Annotated in this window: 13 protein-coding genes; 8 read left to right on the plus strand and 5 right to left on the minus strand. The window is 67.3% G+C overall.

Annotated elements, in window-relative coordinates; all coding sequences use genetic code 11:
- On the minus strand, positions 1-939 hold the full coding sequence (locus tag ACN0SE_RS04780; protein WP_417523347.1) for an ATP-binding cassette domain-containing protein: 939 nt from the start codon (positions 937-939) through the stop codon (positions 1-3).
- 65 nt (positions 940-1004) lie between these two features.
- Entirely contained in the window at positions 1005-2024 is a 1020-nt protein-coding gene (locus tag ACN0SE_RS04785) for a mechanosensitive ion channel family protein (RefSeq protein WP_417523348.1), read from the minus strand.
- A gap of 183 nt (positions 2025-2207) precedes the next feature.
- Between ACN0SE_RS04785 and ACN0SE_RS04790 the strand changes: the two genes are divergently transcribed.
- The 3 genes from ACN0SE_RS04790 to polA all read left to right on the plus strand — a co-directional run bounded on the left by ACN0SE_RS04790 (position 2208) and on the right by polA (position 6077).
- A complete protein-coding gene (locus ACN0SE_RS04790) occupies positions 2208-2393 on the plus strand; it encodes a zinc-finger domain-containing protein (protein WP_417523349.1) in 186 nt (61 codons plus the stop codon).
- Positions 2390-3007 carry a Pr6Pr family membrane protein gene (locus ACN0SE_RS04795; protein WP_417523350.1) on the plus strand — a complete coding sequence of 206 codons (618 nt, stop codon included), beginning with the start codon at positions 2390-2392 and terminating at the stop codon, positions 3005-3007. Before ACN0SE_RS04790 ends, ACN0SE_RS04795 begins: the two co-directional genes overlap by 4 nt.
- Positions 3008-3275: 268 nt before the next feature.
- On the plus strand, positions 3276-6077 hold the full coding sequence (polA, locus tag ACN0SE_RS04800) for a DNA polymerase I (protein WP_417523351.1): 2802 nt from the start codon (positions 3276-3278) through the stop codon (positions 6075-6077).
- Positions 6078-6483: 406 nt separating this feature from the next.
- Here the strand turns inward: polA and ACN0SE_RS04805 are convergent, their stop codons facing one another.
- Positions 6484-7074, minus strand: coding sequence for a DUF1285 domain-containing protein (locus tag ACN0SE_RS04805; protein ID WP_417523352.1), 591 nt, complete (start codon positions 7072-7074; stop codon positions 6484-6486).
- A gap of 69 nt (positions 7075-7143) precedes the next feature.
- Here ACN0SE_RS04805 and ACN0SE_RS04810 point away from each other — a divergent pair, with 69 nt between their 5' ends.
- Genes ACN0SE_RS04810 through ACN0SE_RS04825 form a run of 4 tightly spaced genes read left to right on the plus strand, consistent with a single transcriptional unit; the run spans position 7144 to position 13812 of the window.
- Positions 7144-8151 (plus strand): AAA family ATPase, encoded by a 1008-nt coding sequence (locus ACN0SE_RS04810; RefSeq protein ID WP_417523353.1) that lies wholly within the window; start codon positions 7144-7146, stop codon positions 8149-8151.
- Positions 8148-9023 (plus strand): DUF58 domain-containing protein, encoded by an 876-nt coding sequence (locus ACN0SE_RS04815; protein ID WP_417523354.1) that lies wholly within the window; start codon positions 8148-8150, stop codon positions 9021-9023. The genes ACN0SE_RS04810 and ACN0SE_RS04815 overlap by 4 nt, the downstream gene beginning before the upstream one ends.
- Entirely contained in the window at positions 9020-11776 is a 2757-nt protein-coding gene (locus ACN0SE_RS04820) for a DUF4159 domain-containing protein (protein ID WP_417523355.1), read from the plus strand. Before ACN0SE_RS04815 ends, ACN0SE_RS04820 begins: the two co-directional genes overlap by 4 nt.
- Complete coding sequence (locus ACN0SE_RS04825) at positions 11773-13812, plus strand: hypothetical protein (RefSeq protein WP_417523356.1); 2040 nt, start codon at positions 11773-11775, stop codon at positions 13810-13812. The genes ACN0SE_RS04820 and ACN0SE_RS04825 overlap by 4 nt, the downstream gene beginning before the upstream one ends.
- Before the next feature lie 224 nt (positions 13813-14036).
- On the opposite strand, the gene ACN0SE_RS04830 is transcribed toward ACN0SE_RS04825, so the two are convergent.
- Positions 14037-14414, minus strand: a complete 378-nt coding sequence (locus ACN0SE_RS04830; protein ID WP_417523357.1) for a hypothetical protein — start codon at positions 14412-14414, stop codon at positions 14037-14039.
- Complete coding sequence (locus ACN0SE_RS04835; RefSeq protein WP_417523358.1) at positions 14411-15133, minus strand: DUF599 domain-containing protein; 723 nt, start codon at positions 15131-15133, stop codon at positions 14411-14413. Before ACN0SE_RS04835 ends, ACN0SE_RS04830 begins: the two co-directional genes overlap by 4 nt.
- Before the next feature lie 112 nt (positions 15134-15245).
- Here ACN0SE_RS04835 and ACN0SE_RS04840 point away from each other — a divergent pair, with 112 nt between their 5' ends.
- The gene (locus tag ACN0SE_RS04840; protein ID WP_417523359.1) at positions 15246-16691 is read left to right on the plus strand and encodes an FAD-linked oxidase C-terminal domain-containing protein; all 1446 of its coding nucleotides are present in this window, start codon (positions 15246-15248) and stop codon (positions 16689-16691) included.
- The last annotated feature ends 31 nt before the right edge of the window (positions 16692-16722 follow it).

Consider the following 16722-nt stretch of genomic DNA (forward strand, 5'->3'; position numbering starts at 1 on the left):
TCAGACCGCCGCCCGCGACCGGGTGAGCGACAGGAAGACGTCCTCGAGGTCGGCTTCCTGGGTCTTGACGTCGCGAATGCGGATGCCGGCGGCATGCACCGCGTCAAGCACATCCTCGGCGCTGGTGGCATGGCTGCGGTATTGCACCACGATGGCCTCGCCCCTGCGGCTGACCTCGAGCCCCGGCGCCTCTGGCAGGGTCTCGACCGGGCCTTCGGGATGAATTACCATCGCCTTGGTATCGAGCCGCCCCAGCAGGTTGGCGGTCGAATCGCGCGCCACCACCTCGCCGTGGTTGACGATGGCGATCTCGTCGCACATCTCCTCGGCCTCTTCGAGGTAGTGGGTGGTCAGGATGATCGTCATGCCGCGTTCACGGTTGAGCTTGCGGACATTGTCCCAGAGCATCTGCCGCAGCTCGATATCAACCCCCGCCGTCGGCTCGTCGAGCACAAGAATGCGCGGGTGATGCACCAGCGCCTTGCCCAGCAGCAGCCGCCGCCGCATGCCGCCGCTCAGCGTGCGGGCATAGGCATGAGCCTTGTCCTCGAGCCCGACCATGGCGAGGATCTCGTCGCTGCGGCGCTCTGATTTGGGCACACCGTAAAGCCCCGCCTGCACCTCCAGCGCGGCGCGCGGGGTGAAGAACGGATCAAGATTCAGCTCCTGCGGCATCACGCCGATGGCGGCGCGCGACTGGCGCGGGTTCACGTCCTGGTCAAAGCCCCAGATCTTCACCGTGCCGGCGGACTTGATCACCAGACCGGCGAGAATGTTGATCAGCGTCGACTTGCCGGCGCCGTTGGGGCCGAGCAGGCCAAAGACCGAACCCTGGGGAATGTCCAGGTCGATGCCTTTCAGCGCCTCCTTGGCGGGGGCGTTCTTTTGCGCGGCATAGGTCTTCTTCAACCCGCGAATCTCGATGGCAGAGGGGGACATGTGAACCTTCGTTTGATCGTGACACCGCCGGGATAGCGCGAACCGCGCCCGGCGGAAACCGGCAATCAGGCGGGCGCCCCGGCGCGGTCGCCGTCCTTGCCTTCTTCCCCACCGCGCCGCGACAGCGCGCTTTCGATCCGCGCGGGGCCCGGGTTTTCGCCCTCGGGGTTCGCCGGCCAGCCTTCGCGCTGGGCCGTGCGGTCGCCGTCGGTCGCCTCGGTCTGGTCGTGAAACAGCACCATCCGCGTCGGATAGGGCATGTCGACCCCGGCCTTGTCGAGCGCGTTGTAGACATCGCGGATCACCCGCGCCCAGACCTGCACCACGTCGGCGCGGGCCGATTTCGTCCACCAGCGCAGGCGCACGGTATTGCCGTCGGCATCCATCGACCAGGGCAGCGCCTCAGGCGCGGGGTCGTTCAGCACGCCGTCGACCCCGGCGCAGGTCTCGACCATGATCTTGCAGGCCTTGTCGAAATCGTCGGAACAGCCGATCTGGATATCGTATTGCGAGCGGCGGGTGTCATAGGCGGTGTTGACCGTCACCGCGTCGGTGTAGATGTCAGCGTTCGGGATCACCACGCGGCGACCGTCATAGGTCTTGATCAGGGTGGCGCGGGTCTCGATCCGCTCGACCGTGCCCTCGAAGCCGCCCGACACGATCTGATCGCCGACCTGGAAGGGCTGGCGCAGCAGGATCAGGATGCCGGCCAACATGTTCTGCAGGATGTCCTTGAAGGCAAAGCCGATCGCCACCGAGGAGATGCCCAGCCCGGCGAAGAGATCGCCGGGCGTGATCGAGGGCGCGATGATGGTGATCGCCAGCATGACGCCGACGATGATGATCGCCCAGCGCACCAGCGCGCCGCCGACATCGCCAAGGCTCGGGCGGTCGTGCTTGTGGCCCTGGCGCGCCAGCACCCGGCCGATCCAGCCGGCCAGCAGCCAGAAGACCACAAGGACAACCAGCCCCACCGCGATATTCGGTAGCAATCGCAGGAACCCGTCGAGCCAGGCGTCGATCTTTTCGAAGATGTTGCCGACATCCGCGTCGATCTGTTCTGCTCCGACGTCGTCCTGCTCCATGCGTCCATCCCCTTGCGCTCATGAGTGATGCTGGAAATGGCGCAGTGGGCGCAGAGGTCAAGCATGGCGGTCCGGCGTCAGGGCCCCGGCCCTTGCCCAAGCGGCCGGGATCGCTATCATGCAGCCCGACCCGGGGCATCGCGTCCAAGCGGCCCAGACCCTACCCACACAAGCGAGACTGACATGACAATCGCCCCGCCCGAAACCAAGATCGTGACCACCAACCGGGTGGCCTGTGACGGCGGCGAAGCCGCGCTGGGCCATCCCCGGGTCTGGCTGATGATCCCGGCCGAGACCGGCTGGGTCGAATGCCCCTATTGCGACGCGAAATACGTGCATGAGGCTTTTGCCCAAGCTGCCGGAAAATGACCCTGCGGCGGCTCTCTGCCGCGCTGCTGGCGCTGGCCGTGGTGGCGACCATCGTCACCCGGATCGCCCTGAATATCGAGGCTAACGGCTATTCGCTGCCAGAGGCCGTCTGGCGGATCTATCGCTACTTCACCATCTGGACCAATACCGCCGTCGGCCTGGCCGCCGCGCTGATCGCCCTGCGCGGGCGGCTTGACGGGCGGATCAGCGGCGGGCTGGTGATGGCGATCGCGGCGGTGGGCGTGGTCTATCACCTGCTGCTGGCGTCAGAGAACAGCTATGTCGGCCTCGAGTGGCTGATCGACGCGACCTTCCATACCTTTGTGCCGGTCTGGTTCAGCCTGCATTGGCTGGCCTTCGAACCCAAGGCGCAGGTCAGCTGGCGCAGCCTGCCGCTCTGGCTGGCCTATCCGACGATTTATTGTGCCTACGCGCTGATCCGGGGACTGTTTGACGGCGAATTCCCCTATTTCTTCCTCGATCCCGGCAAGCAGGGCATGCTGGGCATCCTGGCCTGGATGCTGGCACTGATCACCGCCTTTGCCATCGCCGGGGCGCTGATCGTGCTTCTGGCGCGGGCGCTGCAGCCCCGGCAGGTGGCGCAGCGGGGCTGAGGCCGGGTTGCGTATTTGTGCAAGAGAAGAAGCAGGGGTGCGCGGCCTGACTGTGCCAGGATTTTGGCAGGGCGCGGCGGGCCTGAGGTCGTGTGGCGTATTTGCGAAAGAGAAGAAGCAGGGGGCGCGGCGCAGGGTGGCGGCGGGGCCCCGGCAAGAGGCTAAGGCCGGGATCGATGCAATAGTGATGGAGAAGACGTAGAGGCCGGCTGGCCATGCCGGCCCGCGCGTGGCATGAAACGGGCCGACGCCAGTGGAGGGATGCGCAATGACGCAACAATTCGGCAAGGGATGCCACCTGCATCTGATCGACGGATCGGCCTATATCTTTCGCGCCTACCACGCGCTGCCGCCGCTGACGCGCAAGTCCGACGGATTGCCGATCGGCGCAGTCTCGGGCTTCTGCAACATGCTGCAGAAGTTCGTCGAGGATAACGCCGGCCCCGATGCGCCGACCCATGTGGCGGTGATCTTCGACAAGGGCAGCCATACCTTCCGCAACGATCTCTACGATCTCTACAAGGCCAACCGCGAGGCGATGCCCGAAGACCTGCGGCCGCAGATCCCGCTGACCCGGCGCGCGACCGAGGCCTTCAACATCGCCTGCAAGGAGATCGAGGGCTTCGAGGCCGACGACATTATCGCCACCCTCGCCTGCCAGGCGCGCGAAGCCGGCGGGCGGGTGACCATATTATCATCTGACAAGGACCTGATGCAGCTGGTGGGCGACGGTGTCGACATGCTCGACCCGATGAAGAACAAGCGCATCGACCGCGAGGGCGTGATCGAGAAATTCGGCGTCGGGCCAGAGCGGGTGGTCGACGTCCAGGCGCTGGCCGGCGACAGCGTCGACAACGTGCCGGGCGCGCCGGGCATCGGCATCAAGACCGCGGCGCTCCTGATCAACGAATACGGCTCGCTCGAGGAGCTCCTGGACCGCGCCGAGGAGATCAAGCAGCCGAAACGCCGGCAGACCCTGATCGAGAAGCGCGCACAGATCGAGATTTCCAAGAAGCTGGTGCAGCTTGATTGCGACATGGAGCTGCCTTTCGGGCTTGATGATCTGGAAGTGCGCGAGCCGGATGCCGAGACCCTGCTGGGCTTTCTGAGCGAGATGGAATTCCGCACCCTGACCAAGCGGATTTCCGACAAGCTGGGCGTCGAGGCGCCGGCGATGCCGGAACCCACCGCCCCCGAGACGCCGGAGGCGCAGGTCGAACAGGTGGCCTTCAACCCCGAGTCCTATGAATGCGTCCGCGATGCCGCGGCGCTGCAGGTCTGGATCGACCGGATCAACGACCGGGGTTACGTGGCGGTCGACACCGAAACCACCAGCCTCAACGACATGCGCGCCGAACTGGTGGGCATCTCGCTCTGCGTCGAGGCCGGTCAGGCCTGCTACATTCCGCTGGCGCATCGCGCGTCGAGCACCGACGATCTCTTCGGCTCGGACGATCTGGCCGAGGGGCAGATGGGCTTTGACGCCTGTCTGGCGCTGCTGAAACCGGTGCTCGAGGACCCGGCGGTGCTCAAGATCGGTCAGAACATGAAGTATGACGCCAAGATCTTTGCCCGTAACGGCATCACCGTGGCGCCGATCGATGACACCATGTTGATGTCCTATGCGATGCACGCGGGCCTGCACAATCACGGCATGGACGCGCTGTCGGAACGCTACCTGTCGCACAGCCCGATCCCGATCAAGGAGCTCTTGGGCACTGGTAAGGCGCAGATCACCTTTGACAAGGTCGAGATCGACAAGGCCACGCGCTATGCCGCCGAGGATGCCGACATCACCCTGCGGCTTTGGCAGGCCTTCAAGCCGCAGCTGCACCGCAAGGGCGTGACCCGGGTCTACGAGCGGATGGAACGGCCGCTGGTGCCGGTGCTGGCCGAGATGGAGATGCACGGCATCAAGGTCGACCGTGACACGCTCTCGCGCATGTCGAACGCGTTCTCTCAGAAGATGGCGGCGCTGGAGGACGAGATCCACGAACTGGCCGGGCGCAAGTTCAACGTCGGCAGCCCGAAGCAGCTGGGCGAGATCCTGTTCGACGAGATGGGCATCGAAGGCGGCAAGAAGGGCAAGACCGGGGCCTATGCCACCGGCGCAGACATCCTCGAGGACCTGGCCACCGTGCACGATCTGCCGGCGCGGGTGCTGGACTGGCGGCAGCTCAGCAAGCTGAAATCCACTTACACCGACGCGCTGCAGGAGCATATCCATCCCGAGACCAAGCGGGTGCACACCTGCTATTCGATCGCCGGGGCCAACACCGGCCGTCTGGCCTCGACCGATCCGAACCTGCAGAACATCCCGATCCGCACCGAGGAAGGCCGCCGCATCCGCGAGGCGTTCGTGGCCGAGCCGGGTAACGTTCTGGTCTCGCTCGACTACAGCCAGATCGAGCTGCGCATCCTCGCGCATATCGCCGACATTCCGGCGCTGAAGCAGGCCTTCCGCGAGGGTCAGGACATTCACGCCGCCACCGCGTCCGAGATGTTCGGCGTGCCGCTCGACGAGATGACGCCAGAGGTGCGGCGGCAGGCCAAGGCGATCAACTTCGGCGTGATCTACGGGATTTCCGGCTTCGGCCTGGCCCGCAACCTGCGGATCCCGCGCGCCGATGCCCAGGGCTTCATCGACCGCTATTTCGAGCGCTTCCCGGGGATCAAGGAGTACATGGAGCAGACCGTGGCCTTCGCCAAGGAGCACAAGCGGGTCGAGACCCTGTTCGGTCGGCAGATCCACACGCCGGAGATCGGCGCCAAGGGGCCGCACGCCGGTTTCGCCAAACGCGCCGCGATCAACGCGCCGATCCAGGGGACGGCGGCGGATATCATCCGCCGGGCGATGATCCGGATGCCCGAAGCGATCGCCGGGATGCCCGCGAAGATGCTGCTGCAGGTGCACGACGAACTGTTGTTCGAGGTCGAGGCCGGGGCGGCGGAGGACCTGATCGGGCGCGCCCGCGAAGTGATGGAAGGCGCGGCGGACCCGGTGATCAAGCTCGACGTGCCGCTGGTGGCAGATGCCGGGCAAGGGGCGAATTGGGCGGAGGCGCATTGAGGCGGATCGGTTCGGTGGGCATTGTGTCCGTCGTGCCCCGGACTTGATCCGGGGCCTCTCCGTCAGCCATGAGGTCCCGGGTCAAGCCCGGGACGGCGGGGTGCCTCTGCCCTGCCACAGCGCACCAAGCCGCGCTACCTTCCCCGGTCCGGACTCAAGGCCGAAGGCCGCCGGACCAGCGGCTGCCCGCCCCCCGGGCTGCCGCTTGGGTGACGTGAGCACATCGTTCTGAGGTCTTCCGGATTTGGCTGGGATAATGCGCGGCCGAACCAAGGTCATGGCGGCATCCCGCGGGCAGCCGCTGGTCCGGCTGGGGGCTTGGGTTGCAATCGGCGCAACGCGCCCCGGACGTGATCCGGGGCCTCCAGCGTCGGAGATGAGGTCCCGGATCAGGTCCGGGACGGCGTCAGGGAAGTTCGGCTGACGGAATCACCGGGAAGAACACGCCGGACGACCACAGCCCGAACCAGCGCTCGCCCTCCACCTCGTGGTGTTGGCCGATCTCGACCAGCCGGTAGAAGCTCTTGCGGTCGATCAAGGCCTCGAGCTCGGCCCGCACCAGCACATAAGGCGCGGGCTCGCCGGTCTCGGCGTCCCGCTCCACCCGGATCGGCGCTTCGGGGCCGGCGACGGTGAAATCGCCCACGTTGGTCTCGAAGGTCAGCACCTGCTCGCGCCCTTCTCCGGACACCTCGAAATCCACCGCCACAAACGGCGCATCGTCGACCGTGATCCCCACCTTCTCGACCGGGGTCACCAGAACGTAGCGGTCACCGTCCTTGCGCAGGATGGTCGAGAACAGCCGCACCAGCTCTTTCCGGCCGATGGGAGTCCCGAGGTAGAACCACGTCCCGTCCCGCGCGATCCGCATGTCGAGATCGCCGCAATCCGGCGGGTTCCACAGATGCACCGGCGGCAGGCCCTTGCCCTTGCTGGCGGCCTTGGCCGAGGCGGCAAGGCCCTCGGCCGAGGGCTGCACTCGATTTTGTGACGTCATTGCTTTTGCCATTTCCCGTTTCAACGATACACTCACAGCCAAGGACATAGTGCGCAAGGAGCCTTTTTCATGAATGACGTCCCCGATCTCGTCGCCGATATCGAGGCGCTCGAGGAAAAGCTGGCCCTCGCGCGCGCCTCGATCACCAAGCGCTTCATCGGCCAGGAGCGAGTCGTCGACCTGACGCTCTCGGCACTGCTCTGCGGTGGCCATGCCCTGCTGATCGGCCTGCCCGGCCTCGGCAAGACCCGGCTGGTGGAAACGCTCTCGACGGTGATGGGCCTGCACGGCAATCGCATCCAGTTCACGCCCGACCTGATGCCCGCCGACATCCTGGGGTCCGAGGTGCTGGAAACCTCGTCCGACGGCAGCCGCGCCTTCAAGTTCATCGAGGGCCCGGTGTTCTGTCAGCTTTTGATGGCCGACGAGATCAACCGCGCCTCGCCCCGCACGCAATCGGCGCTGCTGCAGGCGATGCAGGAGAAACAGGTGACAGTGGCTGGCGAAAACCGTCATCTGGCCGCGCCCTTCCACGTGCTGGCCACCCAGAACCCGATCGAACAGGAAGGCACCTATCCGCTGCCAGAGGCGCAGCTCGACCGCTTCCTGGTGCAGATCGACGTGCTCTACCCCGACCGCAACACCGAGCGGGACATCCTGCTTGCCACCACCGGCGCCACCGAGGAAGCCGCGCATGAGGTCTTTACCGCCGACGAGCTGATCGCGGCGCAGATGCTGCTGCGACGGATGCCGGTGGGCGAAAGCGTGGTCGAGATGATCCTCGACCTGGTCCGTGCCTTCCGCCCGGACGAGCCGGAAGCCTCTGACAAGGTGCGCGAAAACGTGGCCTGGGGCCCCGGCCCGCGGGCCGCGCAGGCGCTGATGCTGACGGTGCGCGCCAAGGCGCTGATCGACGGGCGTCTGGCGCCCTCGGTCGAGGATGTGCTCGACATGGCGCGCCCGGTGCTGACCCACCGCATGGCGCTGAACTTCGCGGCGCGGGCGCGCGGCATGTCGCTGAGCGACCTGATCGACGAGACCGCAACAGGCTTGATGCGGGCCGAGGCGGCTGCGTGAGCCAAAGCCCCGCCCATCTGCGCGCAAGATCGGAGGCCGAGGCGGCAACCCTGCCGCCGCTGCTGGCCAAGGCCGAACACCTGGCGGGTACCGTCCTGCTGGGCGAACACGGCCGCCGGCGCGCCGGCATGGGCGACGATTTCTGGCAATACCGACCGGCCCAGCCCGGCGACCGGCGGCGCAGCATCGATTGGCGCCGCTCGGCCAAATCCGACGGCACATATGTGCGCGAACGCGAATGGCAGATCGCCCAGAGCGTGATGCTCTGGGTCGATCAGGCGGCGTCCATGCGGTTTTCGTCGGACAAGGCACTGCCCGAAAAGGGCGACCGCGCGCGGCTGATCGCCATGGCCACCGCCATCCTGCTGATCCGCGGCGGTGAACGCGTCGGCCTGACCGGCGGCAGCCTGCCGCCGCGCCGGGGCGAGCCGCAGCTTCTGCGCCTGGCCGAGGCCTTTTCGACCGACCAGCCCGAGGATTACGCCGCACCGGAAGCCCGCCTGATGCTGCCGCATGCGCGCGCGATCTTCATCTCGGATTTCCTGGCCGACAGCGCCCCGGTCGAGGCGGCGCTGACCAAGGCGGCCGACAGGGGCGTGCGCGGGGTGATCCTGCAGGTGCTCGACCCTTCGGAAGAGGCCTTTCCCTTCCGCGGCCGCACGATCTTCGAAAGCGTCGGCAAGACGCTGCGACATGAAACGCTCAAGGCCAACGAGCTGCGCGAGCGCTATCTGCAGCGGCTGGCCGAGCGCAAGGACTGGCTGACGCGGGTGTCGCGGGCGACGGGCTGGCAATACAGCGTCCACCACACCGATCATTCGGCGCATGAGGCGCTGCTCTGGCTCTATCGGGCGATGGAAGGCGTACGATGACTGTGTTTGGTATCGGGTTTCTCTCTCCCTGGCTGTTGCTGGGGCTTCTTGCGCTGCCGATCCTCTGGATCATCCTGCGCGCGGTGCCGCCGGCACCGATCCGGCGGATGTTTCCCGGCGTCGTGCTGCTGCTGGGGCTGAAGGACGACGATCAGGTCACCGACCGCACGCCCTGGTGGCTGTTGCTGCTGCGCATTCTTGCGGTGGCTGCGGTGATCCTCGGGCTGGCGGGGCCGATCCTCAATCCTCGCGAAGAGGGCGAGAGCGGCGGCGGGCCGCTGCTGATCGCCATGGACGCCAGCTGGGCCAGCGCCGGCGATTGGGCGGCGCAGCAGGAGGCGCTCGAGGCGCTGCTGCTCGAGGCGCAGCGCGACGGGCGCACCGTGGCGATGCTCAAGGTCACCGATCCGCAGCCGCTGCAATTCCAGGCCGCCGAGACCTGGCGCTCGCGCCTGCCGGGCCTCGCGCCCGAGCCCTGGCTGCCGGGCGAGGCACTTTATGCCGAGGCCGCCGAGGCGCTGGGCAATGACCGGTTCGACACGCTCTGGCTGTCGGACGGGCTGGCGCATGAGGGCCGCGACGATTTCCTGACCGCGCTGGAGGCGCGCGGCGCGCTGCGCGTGGTGCAATCAGCCCGGCCGTTGGTGGTGATGGCGCCGCCGGGCTTCGAGGACGGGGCGATCCAGCTGACCCTGCGAAGGGTCGCAACCACCGGGTCCTACGAGGCGCAGGTCTCGGCCCATGGCGTCGATCCCTCGGGCAATGCCGCCGTTCTAGCCCGCGCCGGGGCGGACTTTGCCGATGGCGAGGCCGAGGCGCAGGTGGCGCTGGCGCTGCCTGCGGAATTGCGCGGCCGGATCACCCACTTCGAGGTCGAAGGCCAGCGCTCTGCCGGGGCGGTGGCGCTGTCGGACGATTCGCTCAGGCGGCGCGAGGTGGCGCTGATCGCCGGGCGGGACGACCGCGAGGGGCTCGAACTGCTCTCGCCGCTGCACTACCTGGAAAAGGCGCTGGAGCCGAATGCCGACCTGCTGCGGGGCGCGCTGAGTGACATCCTGCCGGCCAACCCCGACGTGGTGGTACTGGCCGATGTCGCCACGCTGGCCCCGGCCGAGGAAGAGGCGCTGCTGGCCTGGGTCGAGAAAGGCGGGCTCCTCCTGCGCTTCGCTGGTCCGCGCCTCGCCGCGTCTGACGTGAGCCGCGCCGAGGAAGATGCGCTGATGCCGGTGCGCCTTCGCGCCGGTGGCCGTACCGTCGGTGGCGCGATGTCCTGGGGCGAGCCCAAGGCGCTGGCGCCCTTCCCCGAAGACAGCCCCTTTGCCGGCCTGCCCGTGCCCGAAGACGTGCGTATCAGCGCCCAGGTCATGGCCCAGCCCGATCCGACGCTGGCCGACCGGGTGATCGCGCAGCTGGCCGACGGCACGCCGCTGGTCACCCGCAAGCGCATCGAGCAGGGCCAGGTGGTGCTGGTGCATGTCACTGCCAACGCCGAATGGTCGACCCTGCCGCTGTCTGGCCTCTTCGTGCAGATGCTCGACCGGCTGGCGGTCTCGTCGTCTGCCACCACCCCCGACGCCGAAAGCCTCGATGGCACCACGTGGGAGCCGCTGCAGGTGATGGACGCCTTCGGCACGCTCAGCGATGCCGGCACCCGCCCCGGTGTCGAAGGGCCCGAGCTGGTGAGCGCCGCTTTAGGCCCCGACCTGCTGCCCGGCCTTTACCGCAGCGAGGATCGCCGCCTGGCGCGCAACGTGATCACCGCCGAGACCGAACTGGCCGCCGCCGACTGGCCCGCGCGCATCGCCGTCCAGGGATTGAGCCGGCCGCAGGAAATGCCGCTGGCCGGCATTCTGCTGAGCCTCGCGCTGGCGCTGCTGGCGGTGGATGTGGTGGCCTCGCTGGCGCTGGCCGGGCGTCTGACCGGCGGAATGAAGACCGCGGCGCTGGTGCTCTTGGCCTTCACGGCCCTGCCACAGACCGCAGAGGCCCAGAGCAACGACGATTTCGCCCTCGCGGTGACGTCCGAAGTGGTGCTGGGCCATGTGCTGACCGGCGATCCGCAGCTTGACCAGATGGCCTTTGAAGGGCTGGCCGGGCTCAGCGAGACGCTATTCTTTCGCACCTCGGTCGAACCGGCCGAACCGATCGGTGTCGACCTCGAGACCGACGAACTGGCCTTCTTCCCCTTCCTCTACTGGCCGATCGCGGCGGATCAGCCGATCCCGTCGGACGAGGCCTATGCGAAGCTGAACGAATACCTGCGCTCCGGCGGGATGATCCTGTTCGACACCCGTGACGCCGATATCGCCAGCTTCGGCGCGGCCTCGCCCAATGGCCAGCGGCTGCAGCGGCTGGCCGCGCCGCTCGACATTCCGCCGCTGGAACCGGTGCCCGAGGATCACGTGCTGACCCGCACCTTCTACCTGTTGCAGGACTTTCCCGGCCGCCATGCCAGCCGCGATGTCTGGGTCGAGGCCGCGCCGCCGGATGCCGAGCGGATCGAGGGCATGCCGTTCCGCAATCTCAACGACGGGGTGACGCCGGTGGTGATCGGCGGCAATGACTGGGCGGCGGCCTGGGCGATGGACGATGGCGGCAATCCGATCTACCCGGTCGGCCGCGGCTATTCCGGCGAACGGCAGCGCGAGCTGGCCTATCGCTTCGGGGTCAACCTCATCATGCATGTGCTGACCGGCAACTACAAATCCGACCAGGTGCATGTGCCTGCTCTGCTCGACAGGTTGGGCCAATGACCGGAACCATCATCTTCGACCCGATGCTGCCCTGGCCGGTGCTGGCCGGCGTGGGCCTTCTGGTGCTGGCCGCCGCTCTGCTGGCGCTCTGGCGCGGGCTGTCGGGCTGGGGGCTGCGGCTTCTGGGTGGTCTGGTGGTTCTGGCCGCGCTGGCGCAGCCGGCCTATCAGGAGGAAGACCGCGCGCCGCTGACCGATATCGTCATGCTGGTCGAGGATCAGAGCGCCTCGCAGAAGCTGGATGACCGCGGTGAGATGACAGCGCGCGCCGCCACTGCGCTCGAAGCGCAGCTGAGCGCGCGCGACAATACCGAGGTGCGCCGCATCACCGTGGGCGATGGCGAGGGCGACCTCGGCACCCAGTTGATGACCGCGCTCAACACCGCCATGGCCGAGGAACCGCGCGCCAGGATCGCCGGGGTGATCGCTCTGTCGGATGGCCGGGTGCACGACATGGCCCGCGCGCCGCAGCTGCCGGCGCCGATGCACCTGCTGATGACCGGGCACGAAAGCGACTGGGACCGGCGGCTGATCGTGTCCAATGCGCCGGCCTTTGCCATTCTGGGCGAGCCGGTGACCCTGACCCTGCGGGTCGAGGACAGCGGCGCCGCGCCCGCCGCGACGCAGACGCCGCTGCAGGTCTCGATCGACGGCGGCGAGCCGATGGAATTCAACGTGCCGCTGGGCGAGGACATCGAGATCCCCGTCACCCTGCCCCATGGCGGCCGCAACGTGCTGCAATTCATCGTTCCCGAGGCTGAGGGCGAGCTGACCGAGCGCAACAACACCGCGCTGATCCAGATCAACGGCGTGCGCGACCGGTTGCGGGTGCTGCTGGTCTCGGGCGAGCCACATCCCGGCGGGCGCACCTGGCGCAACCTGCTGAAATCGGACAGTTCCGTCGATCTGGTGCATTTCACCATCCTGCGTCCACCGGAAAAGCAGGACGGCGTGCCGGTGCGGGAACTGTCGCTGATCGCCTTTCCGACCCGCGAGTTGTTTCTGGAAAAGATCGACGACTTCGACCTGATCATCTTCGACCGCTACAAGCGGCGGGGCATCCTTCCGGCGATCTACCTCGACAACGTCGCGCGCTATGTCGAAGAGGGCGGCGCGGTGCTGATCGCCTCTGGCCCCGACTTCGCCAGCGCGGATTCGCTCTACCGGTCGCCGCTCTCGGCGGTGGTGCCGGCGTCGCCCACCGCACGGGTGATCGAAGAGGGCTATTCGCCGAAAGTCACCGATCAGGGCGAGCGCCATCCGGTGACGGTGGGCCTCGGTAATCCCGAGACCTGGGGCCGCTGGCTGCGCCAGATCGAGGTCGAGCCCGAGCGCGGCGATATCCTGATGTCCGGCGTCGATGACAAGCCGCTCTTGATCCTCGACCGGGTGGGCGAGGGCCGCGTGGCGCTTTTGGCCTCGGATCACGCCTGGCTCTGGAGCCGGGGGTTCGAAGGCGGCGGGCCGCAGCTCGAATTGCTGCGGCGGCTGGCGCATTGGATGATGAAGGAGCCCGAGCTCGAGGAAGAGACGCTTTACGCCGAGGCCAATGGCCAGACAATGCGGATCATCCGCCGCACGCTGGAGGAAGAGGCCGGGCCGGTGACGGTGATCGGGCCTGACGGCAGCGAGGTGGTGCTGGAGCTGGAAGAGGTCAGCCCCGGACGGTTCGAGGCGGTGTACGAAGGGCCGGAGATCGGCCTCTACCGGCTGCGCGACGGTGATCTGGAAAGCGTGATCGGCCTGGGGCCGGCGGCGCCGAAGGAGTTCGAAGAGACGATTGCCACCGGCGCGGTGCTGGAGCCGCTGATCGACAGCCTGCGCGGCGGGGTGCTGCGGCTGGACGATGGTCTGCCGCGCATTCGCAACGTGCGCGAAGGCCGCCCGGCGGCGGGGCGCGGCTGGATCGGGCTGACACCCCGAGGGGCCTTCGAGACCCGGGACGTGACCCAGGTGCCGCTGCTGCCGGCCTGGCTGGTGCTGCTGCTGGCCTCGGCGCTGATCGTGGGGGCGTGGCTGCGGGAAGGGCGGCGTTAAGGCTCGCCCCTTCAGAGGAAGCCGCGCATCGACGGCGCGCGCGGTGGCGATCTGACATCAGTTCGGCGGCGCTTTATTTCCGACGTTTCCGGACGAAATCCGAGCGATGCGCCTACGTCGAAGTATCGCCGCCGCGTGGGGGCGCGCCGGCGATGCGCGGCGGCCTGCGGCCTTGATTCCGCGCAGGGGCTTCAGCTCCGATGGGAGACGTTAACGCAAAACGCTCAGTACTTCCCGCGACCCGCCGGCGAGAGCTTGACCTTGATCGGCTTCGACGACCAGCCGTGCTCCGAGCAATGTGCCCGGATCATCACCATGCGGATGCCGTCTGGCACCATCACCCCGCGCAGCGAGCGCGTGAAGGGCTGCTCGGTCACATGCGGATGGGTCAGCTTGCGATAGCCCAGCCGCTTGCCGTGACGGTCCAGAATCTCCCAGCCGTCGGCAAAGTGGTCCCAGCCGACATCCGGATGGCGCACGGTGACCTTGAAGAGCCAGCCCATGTCGGGCTTGCTGACCGTGACCTTGACGATCTCGGGGGGGCCGGCCAGCGCCGGCAGGGGCAGCAGCAACAGCAGACAGGCAAAAGTGGCGCGGATCATCGGGTCTCCGGGGGTTGCGGCGCGGGCCCTTCCGCGGCCAGCAGCGCCTCGCGGGACTGCGAAGCGAACTCGCGGCGGTAGACCACGGCCAGCGTGAAGAGCACCGCCAGTATGAGTGGAACTGCGCCCAATAGCCATGCCGTGGCGGCCATGGCGAAGTAAATTGATCGTAATCCCTTGTTATAACTCCGTGCGGCGGTGATGTTCAGCGCCGCTGCCTTGCGCGCCCTGGGATAGGCCGCGGGATCGCTCGGATCATTCGGCACCGCCGCCATCAGCACCGCGCAATATCCAAACAACCGGTGCGACCAGACGAACTTGAGAAAGCCGTTCACCGCCAGCAGGATCACCACCAGCAGCTTCAGCTCCCAGACGATGATCGGCGCGGTCTCGAGGGTGAAATCCTGCGCCACGCCGGCCACCCGCTCGGCATTGCCGATCAGCGCCAGGATACCGCCGATGGCGATCATGCAGGCCGAGGCAAAGAACGCCGTGCCCTGCCGCAGGATGCTGAGGATCTGGCTGTCGAAGATCCGCGGATCGCGGGTGACCATCTGCTCCATCCAGGCCCGGCGATACTCGGCGGTCAGCGCGGACACCGAGCCACGTTTTCGGGGATATTCGATCAGCAGGCCGATGCCGATCCAGCCGGCAAAGAGCAGCGCGAGGGCGGCGAAATCCCAAATCGAAAAGAGCGCAAGTCGGTCTGTCCATGTCATTTTTGCACCCTAGCGGCGGGGGTGGACAAGCGGAAGAGGCCGCGGCCCGGACAAGCGACTTGCCTTAATTCGAAAATTGGTTATATTTTCTTACCAATCATAGGAGACCGCCATGGACATGCCCCCTCCCCGGCCGGAACGGCTGGCGCAGAAATCCGATCTCGTGGCCCGGCTGACCAAGGCGCTGGGGCCCTCGGGCGTGATCCATGAACTGGCCGAGCTGCGGGCCTATGAATGCGACGCGCTCTCGGCCTATCGCTGCCCGCCGATGGTGGCGGTGCTGCCGCGTGACACCGGCGAGGTCTCGGACGTGCTGCGCATCTGCCACGAGATGGGCGTGCCGGTGGTGCCACGCGGCGCCGGCACCTCGCTCGCAGGGGGTGCGCTGCCGACGGCGGATTGCGTGATCCTCGGGGTGGCGCGGATGAACGCGGTGCTCGACACCGATTACGCCAACCGGGTGATCCGGGTGCAGACCGGCCGCACCAACCTCTCCGTCACCGGCGCGGTCGAGGAAGACGGCTTCTTCTACGCCCCCGACCCGTCGTCGCAGCTGGCCTGCGCCATCGCCGGCAATATCGCGATGAACTCCGGCGGGGCGCATTGCCTGAAATACGGGGTGACCACCAACAACCTTCTGGGTGTCACCATGGTGATGATGGATGGCACCGTGGTCGAGATCGGCGGCGCGCATATGGACGCCGGCGGGCTCGACCTGCTGGGCGTGATCTGCGGCAGCGAGGGCCAGCTGGGCGTGGTGACCGAGGCCACACTGCGCATCCTGCCCAAGCCCGAGGGCGCGCGGCCGGTGTTGATGGCCTTTGACAGCAACGAGGTGGCGGGCGCCTGTGTCTCGGACATCATCAAGGCCGGCATCCTGCCGGTGGCGATCGAGTTCATGGACCGGCCCTGCATCCGCGCCTGCGAGGATTTCGCCCATGCCGGCTATCCCGACTGCGAGGCGCTGCTGATCGTCGAGGTCGAAGGCTCGGAGGCCGAGATCGACGACCAGCTGACGCGGATCAAGGCGATTGCCGAGCGCCACGACCCGCTGGAGCTGCGCGAGGCGCGTGATGCCGACGAGGCCGGGCGTATCTGGCTGGGGCGCAAGTCGGCCTTTGGCGCAATGGGGCAGATCAACGACTACATGTGCCTCGACGGCACCATCCCGGTGAACGAACTGCCGCTGGTGCTGCGGCGGATCGGCGAGATGAGCCGGGAATACGGGCTGGAAGTGGCCAATGTCTTTCACGCCGGCGACGGCAACATGCATCCGCTGATCCTCTACAATGCCAACAAGCCAGGCGATCTCGAGCTCTGCGAGCGCTTCGGGGCCGACATCCTGAAGCTCTGCGTCGAGGTCGGCGGCTGCCTCACCGGGGAACACGGCGTGGGCATCGAGAAGCGCGACCTGATGTGGGATCAATACGATGCCGCCGATCTCGAGGCGCAGATGGCGGTGAAGGATGTCTTTGACCCGGCCTGGCTGCTGAACCCGGCCAAGGTGTTTCCGCTGGATGCCTCTGAAGGGCGGCGGGCGCGCCCGGTGGCGGCGTAGGAGGGGGCCCTGCCCCCGTCCCTGCGGGACT

Source organism: Marinovum sp., from assembly GCF_048263515.1.
Lineage (GTDB): Bacteria > Pseudomonadota > Alphaproteobacteria > Rhodobacterales > Rhodobacteraceae > Marinovum.

Coding starts and splice junctions, on each gene's coding strand:
- ACN0SE_RS04780 (WP_417523347.1), bottom strand. CDS start 939: ATGTCCCCCTCTGCCATCGAGATTCGCGGGTTGAAGAAGACCTATGCC.
- ACN0SE_RS04785 (WP_417523348.1), bottom strand. CDS start 2,024: ATGGAGCAGGACGACGTCGGAGCAGAACAGATCGACGCGGATGTCGGC.
- ACN0SE_RS04790 (WP_417523349.1), top strand. CDS start 2,208: ATGACAATCGCCCCGCCCGAAACCAAGATCGTGACCACCAACCGGGTG.
- ACN0SE_RS04795 (WP_417523350.1), top strand. CDS start 2,390: ATGACCCTGCGGCGGCTCTCTGCCGCGCTGCTGGCGCTGGCCGTGGTG.
- polA (WP_417523351.1), top strand. CDS start 3,276: ATGACGCAACAATTCGGCAAGGGATGCCACCTGCATCTGATCGACGGA.
- ACN0SE_RS04805 (WP_417523352.1), bottom strand. CDS start 7,074: ATGACGTCACAAAATCGAGTGCAGCCCTCGGCCGAGGGCCTTGCCGCC.
- ACN0SE_RS04810 (WP_417523353.1), top strand. CDS start 7,144: ATGAATGACGTCCCCGATCTCGTCGCCGATATCGAGGCGCTCGAGGAA.
- ACN0SE_RS04820 (WP_417523355.1), top strand. CDS start 9,020: ATGACTGTGTTTGGTATCGGGTTTCTCTCTCCCTGGCTGTTGCTGGGG.
- ACN0SE_RS04825 (WP_417523356.1), top strand. CDS start 11,773: ATGACCGGAACCATCATCTTCGACCCGATGCTGCCCTGGCCGGTGCTG.
- ACN0SE_RS04830 (WP_417523357.1), bottom strand. CDS start 14,414: ATGATCCGCGCCACTTTTGCCTGTCTGCTGTTGCTGCTGCCCCTGCCG.
- ACN0SE_RS04835 (WP_417523358.1), bottom strand. CDS start 15,133: ATGACATGGACAGACCGACTTGCGCTCTTTTCGATTTGGGATTTCGCC.
- ACN0SE_RS04840 (WP_417523359.1), top strand. CDS start 15,246: ATGGACATGCCCCCTCCCCGGCCGGAACGGCTGGCGCAGAAATCCGAT.